This window comes from Streptomyces sp. NPDC001663, assembly GCF_042893105.1.
In the GTDB taxonomy this organism is placed as follows: domain Bacteria; phylum Actinomycetota; class Actinomycetes; order Streptomycetales; family Streptomycetaceae; genus Streptomyces.
The window spans coordinates 15,016-34,069 of sequence record NZ_JBIAUR010000022.1 but is presented as its reverse complement, the minus strand read 5'-3'; the positions used below and the strand labels follow the sequence as shown (position 1 = coordinate 34,069).

At 70.6% G+C, this 19,054-nt stretch carries 14 protein-coding genes; 8 read left to right on the top strand and 6 right to left on the bottom strand.

Features of this window, described 5'->3' with window-relative positions; all coding sequences use genetic code 11:
- Nucleotides 1–23: 23 nt before the first annotated feature.
- On the top strand, nt 24–2,435 hold the full coding sequence (locus ACFY1L_RS47235) for an MFS transporter (protein WP_388840501.1): 2,412 nt from the start codon (nt 24–26) through the stop codon (nt 2,433–2,435).
- 139 nt (nt 2,436–2,574) lie between these two features.
- On the opposite strand, the gene ACFY1L_RS47230 is transcribed toward ACFY1L_RS47235, so the two are convergent.
- Together ACFY1L_RS47230 and ACFY1L_RS47225 are read right to left on the bottom strand one after the other, a co-directional pair.
- Nucleotides 2,575–3,558, bottom strand: a complete 984-nt coding sequence (locus ACFY1L_RS47230; RefSeq protein WP_388840107.1) for an Lrp/AsnC family transcriptional regulator — start codon at nt 3,556–3,558, stop codon at nt 2,575–2,577.
- Between the two features lie 43 nt (nt 3,559–3,601).
- On the bottom strand, nt 3,602–4,060 hold the full coding sequence (locus ACFY1L_RS47225; protein ID WP_388840104.1) for a MarR family winged helix-turn-helix transcriptional regulator: 459 nt from the start codon (nt 4,058–4,060) through the stop codon (nt 3,602–3,604).
- A gap of 93 nt (nt 4,061–4,153) precedes the next feature.
- Between ACFY1L_RS47225 and ACFY1L_RS47220 the strand changes: the two genes are divergently transcribed.
- Entirely contained in the window at nt 4,154–4,948 is a 795-nt protein-coding gene (locus ACFY1L_RS47220) for an SDR family NAD(P)-dependent oxidoreductase (RefSeq protein ID WP_388840102.1), read from the top strand.
- A gap of 38 nt (nt 4,949–4,986) precedes the next feature.
- Here ACFY1L_RS47220 and ACFY1L_RS47215 read toward each other — a convergent pair whose 3' ends face one another.
- The 3 genes from ACFY1L_RS47215 to ACFY1L_RS47205 all read right to left on the bottom strand — a co-directional run bounded on the left by ACFY1L_RS47215 (nt 4,987) and on the right by ACFY1L_RS47205 (nt 7,728).
- Nucleotides 4,987–6,810: an RICIN domain-containing protein gene (locus ACFY1L_RS47215; RefSeq protein WP_388840099.1), complete on the bottom strand. Its 1,824-nt coding sequence runs from the start codon at nt 6,808–6,810 to the stop codon at nt 4,987–4,989.
- A gap of 38 nt (nt 6,811–6,848) precedes the next feature.
- Nucleotides 6,849–6,992: a hypothetical protein gene (locus tag ACFY1L_RS47210; RefSeq protein WP_388840096.1), complete on the bottom strand. Its 144-nt coding sequence runs from the start codon at nt 6,990–6,992 to the stop codon at nt 6,849–6,851.
- Nucleotides 6,993–7,155: 163 nt separating this feature from the next.
- On the bottom strand, nt 7,156–7,728 hold the full coding sequence (locus tag ACFY1L_RS47205; RefSeq protein ID WP_388840093.1) for a hypothetical protein: 573 nt from the start codon (nt 7,726–7,728) through the stop codon (nt 7,156–7,158).
- A 278-nt stretch (nt 7,729–8,006) separates the two neighbouring features.
- Between ACFY1L_RS47205 and ACFY1L_RS47200 the strand changes: the two genes are divergently transcribed.
- The 6 genes from ACFY1L_RS47200 (at nt 8,007) to ACFY1L_RS47175 (ending at nt 15,655) form a co-directional block, all read left to right on the top strand.
- A complete protein-coding gene (locus tag ACFY1L_RS47200) occupies nt 8,007–9,047 on the top strand; it encodes a LacI family DNA-binding transcriptional regulator (RefSeq protein WP_388840090.1) in 1,041 nt (346 codons plus the stop codon).
- A 141-nt stretch (nt 9,048–9,188) separates the two neighbouring features.
- Entirely contained in the window at nt 9,189–10,430 is a 1,242-nt protein-coding gene (locus ACFY1L_RS47195) for an extracellular solute-binding protein (RefSeq protein ID WP_388840087.1), read from the top strand.
- Nucleotides 10,431–10,440: 10 nt separating this feature from the next.
- Nucleotides 10,441–11,412: a carbohydrate ABC transporter permease gene (locus ACFY1L_RS47190; protein ID WP_388840084.1), complete on the top strand. Its 972-nt coding sequence runs from the start codon at nt 10,441–10,443 to the stop codon at nt 11,410–11,412.
- The gene (locus tag ACFY1L_RS47185) at nt 11,409–12,239 is read left to right on the top strand and encodes a carbohydrate ABC transporter permease (RefSeq protein ID WP_388840081.1); all 831 of its coding nucleotides are present in this window, start codon (nt 11,409–11,411) and stop codon (nt 12,237–12,239) included. Before ACFY1L_RS47190 ends, ACFY1L_RS47185 begins: the two co-directional genes overlap by 4 nt.
- A gap of 49 nt (nt 12,240–12,288) precedes the next feature.
- The gene (locus ACFY1L_RS47180; RefSeq protein WP_388840079.1) at nt 12,289–14,049 is read left to right on the top strand and encodes an amylo-alpha-1,6-glucosidase; all 1,761 of its coding nucleotides are present in this window, start codon (nt 12,289–12,291) and stop codon (nt 14,047–14,049) included.
- A gap of 127 nt (nt 14,050–14,176) precedes the next feature.
- Nucleotides 14,177–15,655 carry a glutamate--cysteine ligase gene (locus tag ACFY1L_RS47175; protein WP_388840076.1) on the top strand — a complete coding sequence of 493 codons (1,479 nt, stop codon included), beginning with the start codon at nt 14,177–14,179 and terminating at the stop codon, nt 15,653–15,655.
- A 14-nt stretch (nt 15,656–15,669) separates the two neighbouring features.
- On the opposite strand, the gene ACFY1L_RS47170 is transcribed toward ACFY1L_RS47175, so the two are convergent.
- Nucleotides 15,670–19,011 carry a BTAD domain-containing putative transcriptional regulator gene (locus ACFY1L_RS47170; RefSeq protein ID WP_388840073.1) on the bottom strand — a complete coding sequence of 1,114 codons (3,342 nt, stop codon included), beginning with the start codon at nt 19,009–19,011 and terminating at the stop codon, nt 15,670–15,672.
- Between the last annotated feature and the right edge of the window lie 43 nt (nt 19,012–19,054).

Sequence of the window (19,054 nt, the reverse complement as noted above, 5' to 3'; positions counted from 1 at the left end):
AACGGCAGGTGGCCACCCTGGTCATGGCCTGTCTCGGCATGTTCGTCGCCTACCTGCCAGTGACCACCGTCTCGGTGAGCCTGCCCGCCATCCAGAGCGCCCTGCACGCCTCGACCTCCCAGCTGACCTGGGTGCCGTCCGCGTTCCAGCTCCCCATGGCCGCCTTCATCCTGACCGCCGGCGTCTTCGGCGACGTACACGGCCGTAAGAAGGTGTATCTGGCGGGGCTGGCGCTGGCCGCCGTGGGTGCCGCCGTCGCGCTGTCGGCGCAGTCGGTCGAGGTCCTGTGGGTCGGCCAGGCGTGCGCCGGTCTGGGCGCGGCCGCGCTGCTGCCCTCGACGCTGGCGCTGATCAGCCATGCCGTGCCCGACCCGCGCAAGCGGGCCACGTTCGTCGGACTGTGGGCGGCGTCCCTGATGGCCGCGCTGGCCGTCGGCCCCATGGTCGCCGGCGTCATCCTGGAGCACACCACCTGGCGCTGGATCTACCTGCCGGCCATACCGGTGGCGGTCCTCACCCTCGCGGTCGCGGCACCGCTGGTGACCGACTCCCGCGCCCCAGGGCAGCGGCGGCTGGACTGGCCCGGTCAGATCACCGCGGCGGTGACGATCACCGCGCTCGTCTACGGTGTCATCGAGGGCGGCGGCGGCTCCTTCACCGAGGGCCGGGTGATCGCCGCGCTGTCGCTGGCGGCGGTCGGTGTCGTCGCCTTCGTCCTGGCCGAGCGGCGCAGCGCCGGCCCGATGCTGGACCTGTCGCTGTTCCGCAGTCCGGCCTTCAGTGCGACGACCCTGATCGCCATGATCACGTTCCTCGGGCTGATCGGCTTCTTCTTCGTCCTGAGCCTCTACTTCGGCCTGGTGCAGCGCCTCGACACCCTGCACGCCGGCTACCGGCTGCTGGTCGTGTGTCTGGTCTCCCTGGTCGTGGGCGCGCTGGCGGGGCGCCTGATGCACCGGGTCTCCCCCCGCGTCATGATCACCAGCGGCCTGCTGGCCGCCACGGGTGCGCTGCTCTCCCTGACCGCGATCGACGCCGGGACGGGCTTCGGTCCGCTGGCCTGGCGGCTGGGCGTGCTCGGCCTCGGGCTCGGCCTGGTGATCACTCCCATGACCGCGACCGCCGTCGCGTCGGTGCCGCACCACCTGGCCGGTATGGCGTCAGCGGGCAACAACGCCTTCCGACAGGTCGGCGGCGTCCTCGGCCCGGCCGTCCTGGGCACGCTGCTGACGACCAAGAGCGTCGACGCCCTGCCAGGCCACCTGCGCGACGCCGGCGTCACCGGACCGGCGGCCCAGCGGATCACCGACGCCGTGAACGCCCACGGCCTGGGCGCGGCGGCCCGGATGAACCTCGGCCAGGACACCGGCCGGGCCATGGGCGCGCTGGGCGAGGCCTTCCTCGACGGCCTCCACCTGTGCCTGATCGTCGCCGCGGGCCTGACCCTCCTCGCCGCACTCGTCGGCGCCGTACTCCTGCGGACGCCGCAGCGCACCACGGCACCGGCCGCCGGCTCCGCCGATCTGCCGGCACCCCAAGACGCCGAGCCGACCGTCGAGTTCGAGCCGGTGCCGGTGCTGGTCGGCGCCCACGCCGCGGGGCGGTCGGGACACCGGACGGGCGCGGTCGGCGCCACAACCGGCGGCGACACATTCACCTCTGACGGCGGCTCAGGTCCCGTACTGTACGGCCGTATTCGCGACGCGGCGGGAGAGGCCGTCGAGGGGGCCACGCTGACGCTGATCTCTCTCGCCGGGCGGCAGCTGGGCCGGGCGGTGGCGCATACCGAAGGCCGCTACCGGCTGAGTGCGCCGCATGCGGGGTCGTACGTGCTGATCGCTGCGGCGGAGGGCCACCAACCGCAGGCGTCCACCGTGGTGGTCGGCGAGGAGCCGCTGACCCACGACGTCCTGCTGTCCGTGATCAGCGGACTGGTCGGCACGGTCGTCTCGGCCGGCGACGGCACGCCCGTACGGGGCGCGACGGTGGCGGTGACGGATGTGCGCGGCGAGGCGCTGGCCGCCGAAACGACCGACGCGGACGGCGAGTTCGCGTTCGGTGAGCTGCCGGAAGGCGATGTCACCGTGGTGGTGAACGCCGCCGGATTCCGGCCCGTCGCACGGCCGGTACGGGTGTCCGGGCCCCGACTCGCCCGGCTGGACGTGGAGTTGTGGCCGGGCGCGGTGGTCCGTGGCACCGTGCGGGCGGGCGCCGACGGCCTGCCGCTCGCCGACGCGCGGGTCACCCTGGTGGACAAGGCGGGCAACGTGATCGGCACGGCGACCACCGGACCTGACGGTGCCTATGCCTTCGCCGACCTGGACGAGGGCGACTACTCACTGATCGCGAGCGGCTATCCGCCGGTGGCCGCACCGGTGGCCGTGGACGGGGCGGGAGCCGAGTTCGACGTGGAGCTGGCTCATTCGGAGAGCTGAGGCGTCGGAACTGCCGGACCGGGCTGCCCGGGGCTGAGTGGCCCGGTCCGGTAGGGGGCGCGTCCGTGGGGACGGGAGCGCGCCCGCGCGTGGTCCGGGACCCACATCCCCCGGGGTCCCGGACCACGATGTGCCGCGGTCAGCGGCTCGGTTCGTAGGTGAGCTGCTTGACCTGGCGCAGGATGAGGCAGGTCTCGACCGCCTGGATGCCGTCCAGGGCGCCGATCTTCTCGCTCAGGTAGGTGTACAGCTCGTCGGTGCTGCGGAAGCGGGCGGACAGGACGACGTTGGCCTGGCCGGTGGTGGCGGAGGCGAAGTGCACCTCCGGATGCCCGGCCAGGCTGCGGCCGACGTCCGCGAGCGCGCGGGGCAGCACGGTCAGCCAGAGCATGGCGCTGACGTCGAGGCCGAGCGGCTCATGGTCGTACTGCACGTCGAAGTACAGCACGCCACTGGAGATCAGGGCCTCGAGCCGCCGTTTGACCGCGGACTCCGTCTGGCCCGTGGCCTTCTGCAGCTCGGTGAGGGTGGCCCGGCCGTCCTGGCGGAGCACCGCGAGGAGCGCCTCGTCCTCCGCGTCCAGGATGACGGGGCCGTCGAACGGCTCCGGAGCCGGCGGACGCAGCGCGGACTGCTGGTCGGCAGTGAGTGCGTTGGACTTGTGGAGCCAGCCCAGCGAGCCGCCGTAGAAGGGGTGCAGCAGACAGTGGGCGGTCACCGAGACGATCTGCCGGGTGCGCTGGAGCCGGTCGAAGAGCAGCTCGTCCCGCTCTTTCCGGCTGCGGGGCTTCATGCCGCAGATGACCTCCGTACCGCCGGAGATCAGTGTCACGTAGAGGGTGTCGGGGCGTTTGGCGAGTGCGTCCGCGAGTTGCTCCGCCACGTCCGGGATGCAGCGCAGCCGTACGATCCAGGTCTGCCGGCCGAGCCGGTTCTCGTCCGTCATGCCGAGCACGCGCACATGGGCGCTGCTGTGCAGCCGGCGGTACCGCCGGGCCACCGTCTGGTCGGAGACCCCGAGGACATCGGCGATACGGCTGAACGGTGCGCGCCCGTCGACCTGCAGTGCCTGGAGCACCTGCAGGTCGAGGGGGTCGAGCGAGGGGAGTGTCGGAAAGTCCACCGGTTCTCCTGGGACGGGGGAGTGCGCCGGACCCGGCGGTCCGTCACGCCTCCCTGACCACGTCGGCCACCTGGTCGAGCAGCGCCGTCAGCTCTGCGGCCTTCTCGGGCCCCAGCTGCTCGGCGATCCGCTGCTCGATCTCCACGATCACGCCGTCGGCCCGGCCCAGCACCTCACGGCCGGCGTCGGTGAGATGGAGCTCCTGCACATGGCGGTGGCGCGGATGCGCCCGGCGTTCCAGGAGCCCTCGCTCCTCCAGGCGGGCCACCTGGGAGGCCACTGCCTGCGGAGTGACGTTCAGGCGGCGGGCCAGCTCCGCGCCCGTCAGCCCGGGATCGCTGTGGACGGAGATCAGCAGGGAGTACTGAGCGGCCGCCATGCCCAGCGGCCGCAGCCGCTGCTCCTTCCGCGCCTGCACGGCCCACTCCGCCCGCCGCAGCGCCCAGGTCACCCGCGACAGGGCATCGGCGGCGACCGGTCCGTCGTCGTCTTCGTGTCTCACGCGCCGAGAATACGACACCTGGATGAGTGCCAAGCTATGTGATAGGTATCAAGAAGCTTGACACTCACCAATGGGCCGAACAACGATGAGCCCATGTCTCGCTCTCCTGCTCTCATCACCGGTGCCTCGTCCGGCATCGGGGCCGCCTACGCCCGTCTCCTCGCGGACGACCACGACCTCGTGCTGGTGGCCCGGCGGGTCGACCGTCTCTCCGGCCTCGCGGACGAACTCCGTACAGTCGGCGCAGCAGTTGAGGTGCTGCCCGCGGATCTCGGGACGCCCGAAGGGCTCGCCGCGGTGACCGACCGTCTGGCCGCCGACGACGTCCGGCTGCTCGTCAGCAACGCCGGAGTCGGCGGCTATGCCCCGCTCGCCGACGTCGCCCCGGACGAGGTCACCCGGCTGCTCGCCCTCAACGCCGTCGCCCCCGTGCAACTCGCCCGCGCCGCTCTCCCCGGCATGCTGGCCGCCGGAAACGGCACGATCGTCACGGTCGCCTCACTGCTCGCCTTCAGCGCGGGACAGGCCAACCCGCACATACCGTCCCGCACCCTGTACGCGGCGGCGAAGGCAGCCACCGTGGCCTTCACCCGGACCCTCGCCCACGAGCTCACCGGCACCGGTATCCGTGTCCAGGTGGTCTGCCCGGGGCTGGTGGCGACGGAGTTCAACGGCGGTGCCGCACGCAACGTCCCCGTCGCCATGACCCCGGAGGACGTGGCGCAGGCCGGGCTGGCCGGCCTGCGCCTGGGCGAGACGGTGTGCGTCCCCGGCCTCGAGGAACGCACCGCCGCTCTCGAAGCCCTGCTGGCCGCCGAGACGGCGCTCATGGCGGGCGGCAACCGGCCGACTCCCGCTGCCCGTTACGGGCGGGCGCAGGTCCACTGAGGGGCACGTCGTCACCGGCCCCACAGTGGGCCGCTCGATCAGGCCTTGCCCTGGAGCCGCCAGATCTGGTTCTTCTTCGTGCTGAGAACGCTCGCCGCGTCGCAGGTCCACTGGTGGACCAGGGCGCCTGCCGCGGTCGAGACGTTGCTGACGTCGACGCACTTGCCGCTGTGGACGGCGACCAGTTGGTAGTCGTGGCTGTTGCCGAGTGCGGTGACGGGGCTGAGGGTGAACTGCTGGTTGGTGCCCCCGCTGCAGGTGTACTGGATGACGGCGGCGCCGTCGGCGGTGGAGGCCCCGGAAACATCAAGGCACTTGCCGCTGAGCTCGTTGACGACCGTGTAGGTGTTGGTCTTGCCGCTGACCGGCTTGAGGTCGAGCATCTGCTGGTAGCCGCCCTCGCAGTAGTACTGCTGGTACTGCGTGCCGTTGGCGGTGCTGAGGTTGGTGTCGTCCAGGCAGTGGCCGCTGTTCTGGCTCACGGCGACCGTGGAGACGGTGGTGTTGGACGGCGGCAGCAGGGTGACGGTGTAGCCGTCCTTGGCGCTGGACCAGGGTATGGACAGCGAGGCGGCGTTGTTGCCGACCGTCAGGGTGGTGTCGGAGATGGTCTCCGGGCCGGTCACCGCGGCCCCGTTGTTGTACGGGACGCGCTGGACGACCGCGCGGACCTTGCCGCTCTCCACCACCGAGGTCGTGTTCAGCCCCGTGAGGTTGACGGTGACCGTGCCCGTGTTGCCGCTGCTGCCGAGCAGGATCTTGGCGTTCTTCGCGGTGTTGTCCTTGGTGGCCAGGCCGTCCGTGCCGGTGCCCGGGACCAGGTTGACGATGTTGCCGGTCTGCGAGCCGTAGTAGCGGTACATGAACCACTCGCCGAGCGGCAGGTACTGCCCGGCGCTGTTCTTGGTGAGCAGGTTCGCCTCGTAGTCGTGCAGGTTCGTGCCCGAGGCCCAGTTGCCGCGCAGCCCGTCCGCACCCGCCCGCTCGAGCCGGCCGATGAACCAGGCGCCGCCGCCCGGGGACTGCATGGACAGCGTGGCGTACTCGTTGATCTGGTACGGGCGGGTGTTCGTCAACCCCGCTGCGGCGAGGGTGGAGTTGGCGCGGCCGACGTCGGTGACCGGGTCGCCCGGCTCGTCGTGCCAACTCCAGATGTCCGGCGCGACGTTGTTGGCCTTGACGTAGGAAAGGAACGTCGTCCACCAGGAGTTGGCGGAGTTCGGCTGGCCCGCGATGCTGGGCCCGACGATCAGCTGGCCCGGGAACGCGGCCCGGACCCTGGCGTAGAACCGCGACCACATCTGCAGGTACTGGCTCTGCGAGGCGCCCCAGAAGCCGCTGCCGTTGGGCTCGTTCCACAGGTCCCACTGGACCGTCATGTTGTTGGCCTTGACGTCACCGATGAGCTGGGTGACGAAGGCGTCGAACTGCGTCCAGTCGCCGTTGTCACCGGGCCAGCCCTGGCTGGTGGTGCCGTCGGCGCCCCACAGGTCGTGCGGCAGCAGCACGAACGTGCCGCCCAGGGCCGCGGTCCGCTTGTACTGGGCCAGCGTGGAGTTCCAGCGCGTCTGGTAGTCGGCGAGGCTCGTGGCATAGCCGCCACTGTTGAGCTGGGCGCCGCCGGCCCGCATGAAATGCCACTTGATGTCCTTGAAGAAGTGGTCCTGCGGCAGCGAACCGTCCGGGGTCATCCCGTAGATCATCCCGGAGGCGTGGTAGCTCGGGGCGCCCCCGGCGGTGGCGAAGTCCACCGTGACGCTGGTGTCGGCGGCGTGCGAGGCGGTGGCGGGCAGCAGACTCGCCGCCAGAGCGGCCAACAGGACGGCGGTTGTCGAAACTGGGCGTGCTGAACTCAGGCGCATGTGCGGCTCTTTCGTGTGTGGAGGGGGAGGGGCGCCGACTACTTCTCGGCGAGCGGGGTGACGGCGATCCGGTCGACGACCGGCGCGTACGGCGACCGCTGGTCGTACTCGTTGTAGGTGTCGCCGTTGAAATCGGGCAGTTCCTCGGCGGTGAAGATGAGCCGGTTCGTGCCCCTCTTCAAGCTGAGGGGGACGGTCGGTTCCCAGTAGTTGTCGAAGTGGAAGGTCGGCGGAACGGCACCCTGCGGGCCGGTCCGCCGTTGACCCGGAGGTCGGCGTGCCGGCCGATCGGGTCAGGGTTGTAGTGCGTGGCGGGCGCCTGTGCGGCGTTGGAGTAGCGGATGGTCACCGCGTGCCGGCCTGCGTGCCGCGCGGCGACTTCGACGCTGAGGCCGTCGGCCTTTCCGCCGCCGATGTCCGTGACCGCGTTGCCGCCGAGGCGAAGGTGTAGGCGTCGGTCACCTTGGCGGCGCCGGTCAGGGTGCCGTCCTCCGCCTGATACACCTCGGTCTGCAGGGTGCCGCCGGCGGGCGCCACCCGCAGCCGGTGCAGGGCCGGTCGGCCTGAGGCGCCGGTGGCGGTGATCTTGTTGATGCCGCCGGAGAGGAACATCCGGACCCGCTCGGTGCCCTTCTTGGCACCCCCGACAGCGGTCACCTTCTCGCCGTTGACGGACAGGCTCGGCCGGCCGCCGCCCAACCGGTCGACGGACACGGCCGATTCACCGTCGGTGCGGGAGTGGGCCCAGAAGGTCGAGGAGTCGCCCTTGGCCGGCCGTACGGCGCCGGGGCCATCGACGGTGAGCTTTTCGGGGTCCGCCGCGCGGGCCGTGCCGGTGGCGGCGGGGACGGTGAGCCGGGCGGCGGGGACCGTGGTGGCGGTGACGCCGGCTCTGGTTCTGCTGCGGATGCGTGGCAATGAGGTCTCCGTGGGTCTCCGTGCGGGATGGAACACGTGACTCGAACCGGTTCGATGAAATCGTCGGCGGACGCTAGCAGTGCCGAAAGAGCGCCAGCAATACCCTGGACGTCGATTGGATGGGGATTTCCCGGAAGTGGGCGCAAGGCATTGACACCCGCTTCGGTGGGCTCCTACCTTCCCCTCACGCGAACCGGTTCGACGATCGGGCTCGCGCTCGAACCGGTTCGACCCTTTCAATGCATGTCGACGAAGACCGAGGAAGACGAGGGAGCCCCGTGAACATCGGTGAGATCGCCCGGCGGGCCGGTGTCTCCCGGAGCACCGTCTCGTATGCGCTCAGCGGCAAGCGCCCGGTGTCGGACGACACCCGGCAGAAGATCCAGCGGGTCATCGACGAACTGGGCTACCGCCCGAACGCGAGCGCCCGCGCCCTGGCCAACGGCCGGACCAGCACCCTCGGCCTGGTCTTCCCGCCGGCCGGGAGCCACTACACCGGGATGCAGCTGGACTTCATAGGCAGCGTGGTGGAGGCGGCCGCGGCCTACGACTACGACGTGCTGCTCTCCCCGAGCGGCGTGGACAGCGACCGTTCCTTCCAGCGGCTGCTGGCCGAGCGGCGGGTCGACGGCGCGATCCTGATGGAGATCAGGCTCGAGGACGACCGGTTCGATCACCTGGTCGCCGAGAACTTCCCCGCCGTCTGCATCGGCCGCACCGCACAGCCGGACGGCGACTGGTGGGTGGGCCTGGACCACACCGCGCTGGCCGCCGCCTGCGTGCACCACCTCGCCGACCTGGGCCACCGCAGGATCGCCCTCGTCAACCGCCCCGAGCGGATGCTCCGCGCCGGCTACGAGTCGGCGCACCGGGGCCTGGACGGCTTCACCAAGGCCGCCGCCGAGCGCGGGCTCACCGTACGGACGTACTGCTGCGGCGACGACGCGCCCTCCGGTGAGGCCTGCCTGGAGCGGATCCTGCACGACGACCCGGCCACCACGGCGCTGGTCACGCTCAACGAGGCGGCGCTGGGCGGCATTTACCGCGGCCTGTCGGTCGCGGGCCGCCATGTGCCGCGCGACTTCTCCGTCACCGGAGTCGTGGCCGGCCGGTGGGCGGAGACGGTGACCCCGCAGCTCACCGCGGCGGACGTACCGGCGGAGCAGATGGGACGTCTCGCCGTCGAACTCCTCGTCGAGCGGCTCGACCACCCCGACGCGGCACCGCGCCACCACCTGCTCGCCCCGCCCATCTCGCTGCGCGCGAGCACCGGCCCCGCCCACATCCACCCGAACCCGGCGCCCGGCCCGAACGCCTGACGCCCACTCACTCCACCTCTCCGCAGCACCACTTCACCTTCACCGGCCGCAGCCCGGCCGGTTCGCCTCCCGACCCGCGACCCGCATCGTCGGCATGCCTTTCTTCGGCATGCCCTGCCGAAAAACACGAAGGAACGCGCCATGAACGCATCTACCGGACGGCGACTCACCGCCGCGGCCCTGACCGTCGTCGCCCTCGCCACGGGCACCACCGCATGCTCGTCCGGCGGCAGTTCGTCCGCGAAGGGGGAGGGCGACGGGACGTACACGATCTGGGACCCCTACCCGCAGTTCGCCAAGGACTCGGCCTGGGCGAAGCTGCTCGACGGCTGCGGCACCAAGGCCGGCGTGAAGATCAAGCGGACCGCGTTCGACACCAGCGACCTGGCCAACAAGACGCTGCTGGCGGCCCAGCAGGACAACTCCCCGGACGTGCTCATCGTCGACAACCCCGTGGTGTCGACGCTGGCGGAGGCGGGAGTGCTCACGACCACGGCCGACAACAAGGTGGACACCTCGAAGGTCGACCCCAACCTGCTCGCGGCCGGCCAGTCCGGCGGGAAGACGTACGGAACTCCCGTCGGCGCCAACACCCTTGCCCTCTACTACAACAAGAAGGTCCTCAAGGTCGCGGGCGTCGACATCGCCTCGGTCAAGGACTGGAAGTCGCTGACGGCGGCCCTGGAGAAGGTCAAGAAGGCCGGCAAGAAGGGCATCACCTTCTCCGCGATCGGCACGGAGGAGGGCAGCTTCCAGTTCTTGCCGTGGCTGTGGGGCTCGGGCGCGAAACTGACCCAACTCGACTCCGCCCAGGGCGAGTCGGCGCTGTCGCTGTGGTCCGACTGGCTGAAGCAGGGCTACGCCCCCAACTCGGTCATCAACAACACGCAGACCACCAGCTGGCAGGAGTTCGCCACCGGCGACTACGCCTTCGCGGAGAACGGCACCTGGCAGCTCGGCAACGCCGAGAAGGCCAAGCTCGACTACGGCGTGCTCCCGATACCCGGCGTCGACGGCGGCAACGCCTCCGCCCCCACCGGCGGCGAGTTCGTCACCGTCCCCGTCCAGGGCGACACCGGCCGCTACGCCACCGCACGCAAGATCGTCTCCTGCCTGACCAGCGACACGAACCTCTACGACACCGACACCACCCTGTCCTACGTCGCCCCCACCAGCGCCGTGCAGGCCAAGCAGGTCGCCGCCAACGCCGAGTTGAAGCCGTGGGTCGAGGCGGTGAAGGCGGCCAAGGGGCGCACCAGCGACGACCTCGGCACCAAGTACCCCAAGATCTCCGAGCAGTTGTGGAAGGCGGTCCAGTCCGCTCTCAGCGGCTCCAAGTCCCCCAAGGACGCGCTCACTTCGGCGCAGGCAGCGGTCAAGTGACGTGGGTCCGATGAAGCAGACGACCTACCCACCCGATCGACCGCCGGTGCTCGAACAGAACAAGGGGACGACGACCGGGGCCCCTCGGCCCCGGCGCCGCCCCCGCTCCCCGCAGTGGGCGGCCTGGGCCTTCCTCACCCCGGTCACCCTCTACCTCGGCCTCTTCTACGCCTATCCGCTCTACCGCAACCTCGACCTGAGCCTGCGCCACTACACCGTCCGCTCCTTCGTCCAGGGCGACGCGCCCTTCACCGGCCTCGCCAACTACCGCACCGTCTTCGACGACCCGACCTTCGGCCCGGCACTGACCCACACCGTGGTGTTCACCGCCGTGTGCCTGTTCTTGCAGTACGCCATCGGCCTGGTCCTCGCGGTCTTCTTCAACCAGAGCTTCCGGCTCTCCGCGACCCTGCGCGCGCTGTTCCTCGTACCGTGGCTGCTGCCGCTGATCGTGTCGGCGTCCACCTGGTCGTGGATGCTCAACAGCGACTCCGGCATCGTCAACGCCGCCCTGCACGTCATCGGCATCGACCCGGTGAACTGGCTGACGTCACCGTCCTGGTCGCTCACTTCGGTGATCATCGCCAACGTCTGGATCGGCATCCCGTTCAACCTGGTCGTGCTCTACAGCGGACTGCAGTCGATCCCCGCGAGCCTCTACGAGGCCGCCGCGCTCGACGGCGCGAACGCCTGGCGGCGCTTCTGGCACATCACCTTCCCGTTGCTGCGCCCGGTCTCCGCCGTCACGCTGCTGCTCGGCCTGGTCTACACGCTCAAGGTCTTCGACATCATCTGGATCATGACCAAGGGTGGCCCGGCCGACTCCTCCACCACCTTCGCCACCTGGTCCTACCGGCTCGGCTTCGGCAACCTGCTGCCCGCCTTCGGCCCCGGAGCGGCCGTCGGCAACCTGCTCGTCGTCGCCGCCCTGGTCTTCGGCCTGGTGTATCTCCGGGTCCAGCGAAAGCAGGCACTGGCATGAACTCCCCGACCCGGAGAGGCCGTTCGGGATGGAGGACGCCCGTCGGCCTCGCGCTCACCGCCGTCATGCTCTTCCCGGTCTACTGGATGCTCAACGCCTCCTTCACCCGCGACCAGGACCTGCGCAAGAGCCCGCCCGACCTGTTCCCCGTGCACGGCACCCTGGAGGGCTACCGGGCCGTCCTGGACGACCAGTTGCCCTACCTCGGCACCAGCCTCGTCATCGGCCTCGGCACGGTCGTACTGACGGTCGCGCTCGCCGCACCCGCCGGCTACGCGCTCGCCAAACTCCGCCCGCGCGGCGGCGGTGTGCTCGGCTTCCTCTTCCTGGTCGCCCAGATGATCCCCGGCATCATCATGGCGATGGGCTTCTACGCCATCTACCTCAGCCTCGGCCTGCTCCAGTCCGTGCCCGGCCTGATCGTCGCGGACTCCACGCTGGCCGTCCCCTTCGCCGTGCTGATCTTCACGGCGTTCATGTCCGGGATCCCCGGCGAGTTGCTCCAGGCCGCGCAGATGGACGGGGCCGGACCCGCGCGCACCTTCCGGTCGATCGTGCTGCCCATGAGCCGCAACGCCGTCGTCACGGTGTCCCTGTTCGCGTTCCTGTGGTCCTGGTCCGACTTCGTCTTCGCCAGCACCCTCGACGGCGGCGGCGCCCATGAGCCGATCACCCTCGGCATCTACCACTACATCGGCAACAACAACCAGGAGTGGAACGCCATCATGGCCACCGCCGTCGTCGCCTCGCTGCCCGCCACGGTGATCCTGGTCCTCGCCCAGCGCTATGTCGCCGCCGGCGTGAGCGCCGGAGCGGTGAAGGACTGACCTCTCCGTCGAACGCCGTCGCCCCCGTCGAAGAAACGAGTACCGCTTGATGACCGCCGACCGACCCGGCCCGGCCTTCTCCCTCCACGACATCCCGTTCAGCACGCACGGCTCCTGGTTCGGCATCTCGCCCGTACTGGGGGAGCACCGGCGCGCCGACGACCTCCACCTCGTGTCGCACCAGAACGGCATGCACGCCGTCCTGCGCCTCGTCCCGCTGGACGCGCAGACGGGCGAGCGCGTCGACAGCCGCGTCGAGGCGACGCCGAGCCTGCTCCGCTGGGTCCACGACCGCGGGAGCATCGACTGCGCCTACGAGACGCCGGACACGGTCCGGATATGCGGCACAGGACTGGGCCTGCGGATCGCGGCGGCCGCGGAGGTCCTGACGCCCTTCACCGGTACGTACTTCTACCGCGACCCGGTGGCCGGGGCGTACGTCTTCACCTCGTACGAGACCGGCCGCCGCTACCGGGTGACCGTACTGTCCGGCGTGGTGGACGAGGTCTCCGGCGGCCAGGCCCTGGGTGCCGCCGACCGCGGTCTCACGATCACCGCCGAGGACGGCGGAACCTGGGAGGCCGCCGTCGAGGAGCTCGACACGGCACGCCGCCCCTACGCGGGGACGGAGGGGTTCGGCCAGGTCGTCACCGCGGCGGAACGAGCCTTCGCCGCCTTCGCCGACGCGGTCGCACCCTGGCGCTCCTCGCGCACCCCGGCCGCCGAACTCGCCGCCTACGTCCTGTGGTCGGCGACCGTCGACCCGGCGGGCCTGGTCACCCGGCCCGCCGTGCTGATGTCCAAGCACTGGATGGACAAGGTGTGGAGCTGGGACCACTGCTTCAACGCCCTCGCCCTGGCACCCGGAGCACCCGCGCTGGCCTGGGACCAGTTCTCACTGCCGTTCGACCACCAGGACGAGAGCGGGGCCCTGCCCGACTCGGTGACCCACTCCGAGGTCCTCCACAACTTCGTCAAACCCCCCATCCACGGCTGGACCCTGGGCCTGCTTCGCCGTCGCCTCGCCACACCCCTCACTCACGCCGAACTCACCGAGACCTACGCCCGATTGAGCCGCTGGACCGACTTCTGGCTCACCGCGCGCCGCGCACCGGGCGACGCCCTGCCCCACTACCAGCACGGCAACGACAGTGGCTGGGACAACGCGACCACCTTCGACCCCGAACGCGTGGTGGTCAGCGCCGACCTGGCCGCGTTCCTGACCCTCCAGCTGCACGAACTCGCGGGCGTGGCAGGCGAGTTGGGACTGTCCGACGAGGCGAGCCGATGGAGTCGTACGGCAGAGGCGACGCAAGCCGCGATGCTCGACGAACTCTGGACCGGGGAGCGGTTCGTGGCCCGTGGCGTCGACAGCGCGCAGACATGGAGCACCTCCAGCCTCCTGGACCTGCTGCCGATCACGCTGGGCGAGCACCTGCCCGAGAGTGTCGCCAAGGCCCTCGCCGTCCGGATCGAGGCACACCTGACCCCGTACGGCCTGGCCACCGAACTGCCCGACTCCCCGCACTACCGCCCCGACGGCTACTGGCGCGGCCCGATCTGGGCCCCCGCCACCGTCCTGGTCGAGGACGGTCTGCGCCGCGCCGGCCACCACCGCCTCGCGGACGAGATCAGCGCCCGCTTCCGGGCCCTGTGCGAGACCCACGGCTTCGCGGAGAACTTCGACGCCCTCACCGGCACGGGCCTGCGCGACCGCGCCTACACCTGGACGGCCGCCGCCTATCTCCTCCTCGCCGAGGCCTACGAACGCGGAGATGCCGCACCGGGGTCATCACCCTCCGCCGTATAGGTGTGCACGATCTGTAAGTGGGAAGTCGGTGCGCAGGCCTTACAGCTGCGCACTGACTGTCCGAGATCGGCCGGAGGTGCGACGCTGGGACGAGAGGTGACCGCCGAGGGGAACTCGGGAGGGCCCGATGGGACGTGATGTGCCGGCTCTGGTGTTCACGCGAGAGGACCGCCGGCGGTACCGGGAAAAGATGCACACCTGCCTCGACGTGCTCGCGCAGATGCTGCGCGAGTCCGGCTTCGAGAGCGAGCGCCCACAGGTGGGGCTGGAGATCGAGCTCAACCTGGTGGACGGCGACGGACTCCCGGTCATGCGGAACACCGAGGTGCTGCAGGCCATCGCCGACCCCTCCTGGGCGAGCGAGCTGGGCCGCTTCAACCTGGAGATCAACATCCCGCCCCGCCGGCTCACGGCCGGCGGCCCCGGCTCCTGGGAGCAGGAGATCCGCGACGCCCTCAACCACGCCGAGGAACGCGCCGCGGCGGTGGGCGCGCACCTGATCATGGTCGGCATTCTGCCGACGCTGGGGGAGTCGGACGTGGGCGAGGCCGCCCTGTCGGGCGATCCGCGCTACAAGCTCCTCAACGAGCAGATCTTCGCGGCACGGGGCGAGGACCTGCGCATCCGGGTGGACGGCGTGGAGCGCCTGTCGATGTACGCCGACGCCATCACCCCGGAGGCCGCCTGCACCAGCACCCAGTTCCATCTCCAGGTCGCGCCGAAGGAGTTCGCGGACTACTGGAACGCGGCCCAGGCCGTCGCGGGCGTGCAGATCGCCCTCGCCGCCAACTCGCCCTTCCTCTTCGGGAAGGAACTGTGGCGCGAGACCCGCATCCCCCTCTTCGAGCAGGCCACCGACACCCGCCCCCAGGAGATCAAGGCCCAGGGAGTCCGCCCCCGGGTGTGGTTCGGAGAGCGCTGGATCACCAGCGTCTTCGACCTGTTCGAGGAGAACGTGCGTTACTTCCCGGCGCTCCTGCCGCTGTGCGACGACGAGGACCCGCAGGAGGCACTCGACAGCGGCGGCGTTCCGGAACTGGGCGAACTGACCCTGCACAACGGCACGATCTACCGCTGGAACCGCCCCGTCTACGCCGTCACCGACAGCGGACCGCACCTGCGCATCGAGAACCGCGTCCTGCCCGCCGGCCCCACCGTCGCCGACATCATCGCCAACGGCGCCTTCTACTACGGCCTCACCCGCGCCCTCGTCGACGAGGACCGTCCGGTGTGGACACGGATGTCCTTCTCGGTCGCCGAGGAGAACCTGCACACCGCGGCCCAGGACGGCATCGACGCCCGCCTCTACTGGCCCGGCGTGGGCGAAGTCCCGGTCACGGAACTGGTGTTGCGGCGCCTGCTGCCCCTTGCCCACCGGGGCCTCGAACTGGCCGGCATGGACGCGGCCTGGCGCGAGCCCCTGCTCGGCGTCATCGAGCAGCGCTGCGTCACCGCGCGCAACGGCGCGCTGTGGCAGGCGGAGATGGTCCACCACCTGGAGAAGACCGGTGTATCCGACCGCCAGGAGGCACTGCGGCGGATGACGAAGACGTACATGGACTACATGCACATGAACGCGCCGGCGCATACGTGGCCGGTGGACTGAGACAGCACCTCAGGTCACCGGTCGGGATGCTTGAACTCCGACTCGGGTAGGCCGACGTCCGAGAAGATGTCCCATGCCTGCTGTCGCATTACGTCGGCGGTGGCGCGGTCGGTTCTGCGGTGGGCGCGGGCGAGTGCCACGAGGGTGCGGGCCTCGCCGAGGCGGTGGCCGGTGTCGCGGTGGAGGGCCAGGGCGTCCTGACCGAGGGAGACGGCGGTGTCGCACGCCGACTCGGCCTCCGCCAAGCTGCACAGGACGGTGAGGGCTTGGCCCTCTACCACCCGGAATGAGTGCTCGCGGGCCAGGTGCAGTGCCTGTTCGGCATGGGTGCGGGCTTCGTCGTAGCGGCCCAGTTGCATGTGGGTCAGGGAGACGCTCACCAGGCCGTCCGCCTCGGCGCGCTTGAACCTCGCCTCGCGGGCCAGGGCGAGAGCCTGTTCGTCAGCCCGAAGAGCTTGTTGCGGATGTGACAGTCTGCGGTGGGCGGCGGCGACCGTGTTGAGGATGCCGGACTGAATCCACAGGCGTCCTGTGTGTTTGACGGTGGCGAATGCATGCTCGGCCAGCATCAGTGCGTCGTCGTGGCGGCCGAGCTCGATATTGATCTTCGCGATGGCGTCGAGCATCATCGCGCGGCCGGGGCGATAACGGGCTCGCTTGCCGGAGGCCACCGCGGGGCCGAGGATGTCGAGGCCGTCGGCGAGCCGGCCGAGTTCCCAGTAGACCGAGCCGAGAATCTGCAGGGCCCCGCTCTCGTTCGACCAGGCGAGCTCTTCCCCGGGGTCGATGGCGCGTTGGAGGTGATCCGCGGCCTCGTGCAGCCGGCCCAGATCCCGGCAGGTCATGGCGAGGCCGACCACCCCGAACCCGTCGAAGTAGCGGTTGCCCGCATCCCGGAAACCGCGCAGACCGGCGGTGAAATGCTCGTGCGCACTGTCGAGGCGCGCCATGCTCCAGTCGATGAAGCCTCTGATGCCGAAGCCCGCTGCCTCGCCGGTTGCCCAACCGAGGTGCCGACTGATGTCCAGTAAGCGTGCGCCGTGATCCATCGCCTGCCGGGCACGCCCCCGGTCCCACGTGATCACTCCAACGCTGAGGTGCATGGCGGCCTGGCCGAACAGGTCGCCTTCGGCCGTTGCAGCGTCCAGCGCCGTCTGTGCCGTGGTCTGCCATGTCGCCCGCGGCAGGTGGAGCCAGAAGTGGCCGAACAGCGAGTTGGCCAGGTGCCAGGCGATCGGGCGTGGCCCGTGGCGACCGGCGTGGTTGATGACAGCGACAAGGTTCGCCATCTCCGCCTCCAGCCATTGGTTGGCTCCGGGGACGGATGGCATGCCTGCGCGCCCGCTCGGGTGAAGGTCGGGGGGCAGCTCCGGGAAGAGCCAGCTGCCGGAGACGGTGCGGGTGGCGTTCAGGTACCAGATCAGGAGCCGTTCCAGGGCGGAGTCACGATCCACCGCCGTCTCCTCCACCAGCGCACACTCCTGCGCGTACTCACGCAGAAGATCGTGGAACCGGTAACGCCCCACCGCCACCGGCTCGACGAGATGCGCGGCGGCCAGCGCGCCGAGCAGCCGCCGGGCGTGCGGCAGCGGCGCGTCCAGGAGGGCCGCCGCGACCTCGGCGGTGAACTCCGGCCCGGGAAACAGGCCGAGCAGCCGGAACAGCCGGCGCGCCGCGGGTGCCAGCACCCCGTAGGACACGGAAAACGCCGCTCGCAAAGGGGAGTTGGGCTCCCCCTCCGGCTCCAGCGCAGCCAGCCGGTTGCCCTCGGACATCTCGGCGACCAGGTCGGCCAGACGGAGACCCGGATCGCCCGCCAGCCTTGCGGCGGCCACACGCAGGGCGAGCGGAAGGCTCCCGCACAGCCGGATCAACTCGTCGGCCGCGTGCGGTTCGGCGGCCAGCCGCTCCGCGTCGAGGGCCTCGCTCAGCAGGGCGTGGGCCTCGGCGGGCAGCAGCAGGTCCAGCGGCAGCGCATGCGCTCCGTCGCGGGCGACGAGGTCGCCGAGCCGGTTGCGGCTGGTGACGACGACGCAGCAGGACGGGCTGCCCGGGAGCAGCGGGCGGACCTGCTCCGCCGAAGCCGCGTTGTCCAGCAGGACGAGCAGACGTCGGTCCGCCAGCAGCGTCCGGTAAAGGCGTGCCTGCGCCTCGTCGTTGGAGGGGATGTCCGAAGCCTCCAGGCCCAGGCTGCGCAGCAGCAACTCGAGCGCCTCGCCGGGTGCGAGGGGCTGCCGGTCGTGGTCGAAGCCGTGCAGGTTGACGTAGAGCTGGCCGTCCGGGAAGCGGTCGCGCACCTGGTGCGCCCAGTGCACGGCCAGCGCGGTCTTGCCGATACCGGCGGCGCCGCCGATGGCGGAGATGACGACGGCGTTCGTCGGTCCCCGGTCCTGCTCGGGCGGAAGCAGGGCGTGAAGCCGGGCGAGTTCACCGGTACGGCCGGCGAATCCTGCGGTGTCATGGGGCAGTTCGGCCGGGGCGGCTGTTGCCGGACCATGGGGGAGACTGGGCCTGGAGACCGTTTGCACGGACGGAGCCGGCGGCCGCAGTAGATGCTCGTCGTCCTGCCGCAACACCGCTTCGTACACCCGGCGCAGCTCCTCACCGGGATCGACTCCGAGCTCGTCGCGCAGCCGTACACGCATGTCCTCGTACGCGTTCAGCGCCTCCGCCTGACGTTCGCAGCCGTAGAGGGCCCGCATGCGCAAGGCCACGAGCGACTCGTCGTAGCGGTCGGACGCGGACAGCCCGGCGAGGTCGTCGAGGGCATCGCCGAACCGGCGCAGCAGTACAAGGCACTTGAGCCGTTCCAGCCGCAGCGTCCGCCGCCGCTCCTCCAACCGCTGCCGCTCGTCCTGAGCGAAGGGTCCCGGCAGGTTGGCCAGGGGTTCACCTCGGAACAGCTCGATGGCCGCGGACAACTGACCGGCCGCAGCGGCCAGATCGCCCGACGCGACGGTGCGCATCGCGGCGTCGGCCTGCTCACCAAGATCCGCCGTGTCGAGCCGAACTCCTTCGACGACGAAGCCGTACCAGCCCTTGCCGCTGCTGATCACCGACTCCGCGGGCGGGGTGCCCGCCGGATCGAGCGCCCTGCGCAGCGAGTTGACGTGCGTCGGCAGCACCTTGCGACCGCCCGCGGGTGGCTCCGTCCCCCACACCGAGTCGAGCAGTTGCCCATGACTCACCACAGCGCCTTGGCGCAGCAACAGCGCGGCAAGCACGGCCTGCCGCTTGAGCGGCCCAAGATCCAGGGGCGTTGGGCCCCGCCAGGCCCGTAACGGCCCGAGCACCTCGATCCGAAGCGGCTGAGGAGTTCCCCCGTTCACCGTGCAACCTCCGCTGCCGTACGTCATCGGAATTTCATCAGCATTGCAGCACCTCGGGCCACGGTGATGA

Bases quoted from the DNA above. Each gene is read 5' to 3' on its own strand.
- ACFY1L_RS47220 (WP_388840102.1), top strand. From the start codon at position 4,154: ATGTCTCGCTCTCCTGCTCTCATCACCGGTGCCTCGTCCGGCATCGGG.
- ACFY1L_RS47185 (WP_388840081.1), top strand. From the start codon at position 11,409: ATGAACTCCCCGACCCGGAGAGGCCGTTCGGGATGGAGGACGCCCGTC.
- ACFY1L_RS47190 (WP_388840084.1), top strand. From the start codon at position 10,441: ATGAAGCAGACGACCTACCCACCCGATCGACCGCCGGTGCTCGAACAG.
- ACFY1L_RS47235 (WP_388840501.1), top strand. From the start codon at position 24: ATGGCCTGTCTCGGCATGTTCGTCGCCTACCTGCCAGTGACCACCGTC.
- ACFY1L_RS47195 (WP_388840087.1), top strand. From the start codon at position 9,189: ATGAACGCATCTACCGGACGGCGACTCACCGCCGCGGCCCTGACCGTC.
- ACFY1L_RS47170 (WP_388840073.1), bottom strand. From the start codon at position 19,011: ATGACGTACGGCAGCGGAGGTTGCACGGTGAACGGGGGAACTCCTCAG.
- ACFY1L_RS47180 (WP_388840079.1), top strand. From the start codon at position 12,289: ATGACCGCCGACCGACCCGGCCCGGCCTTCTCCCTCCACGACATCCCG.
- ACFY1L_RS47175 (WP_388840076.1), top strand. From the start codon at position 14,177: ATGGGACGTGATGTGCCGGCTCTGGTGTTCACGCGAGAGGACCGCCGG.
- ACFY1L_RS47215 (WP_388840099.1), bottom strand. From the start codon at position 6,810: ATGCGCCTGAGTTCAGCACGCCCAGTTTCGACAACCGCCGTCCTGTTG.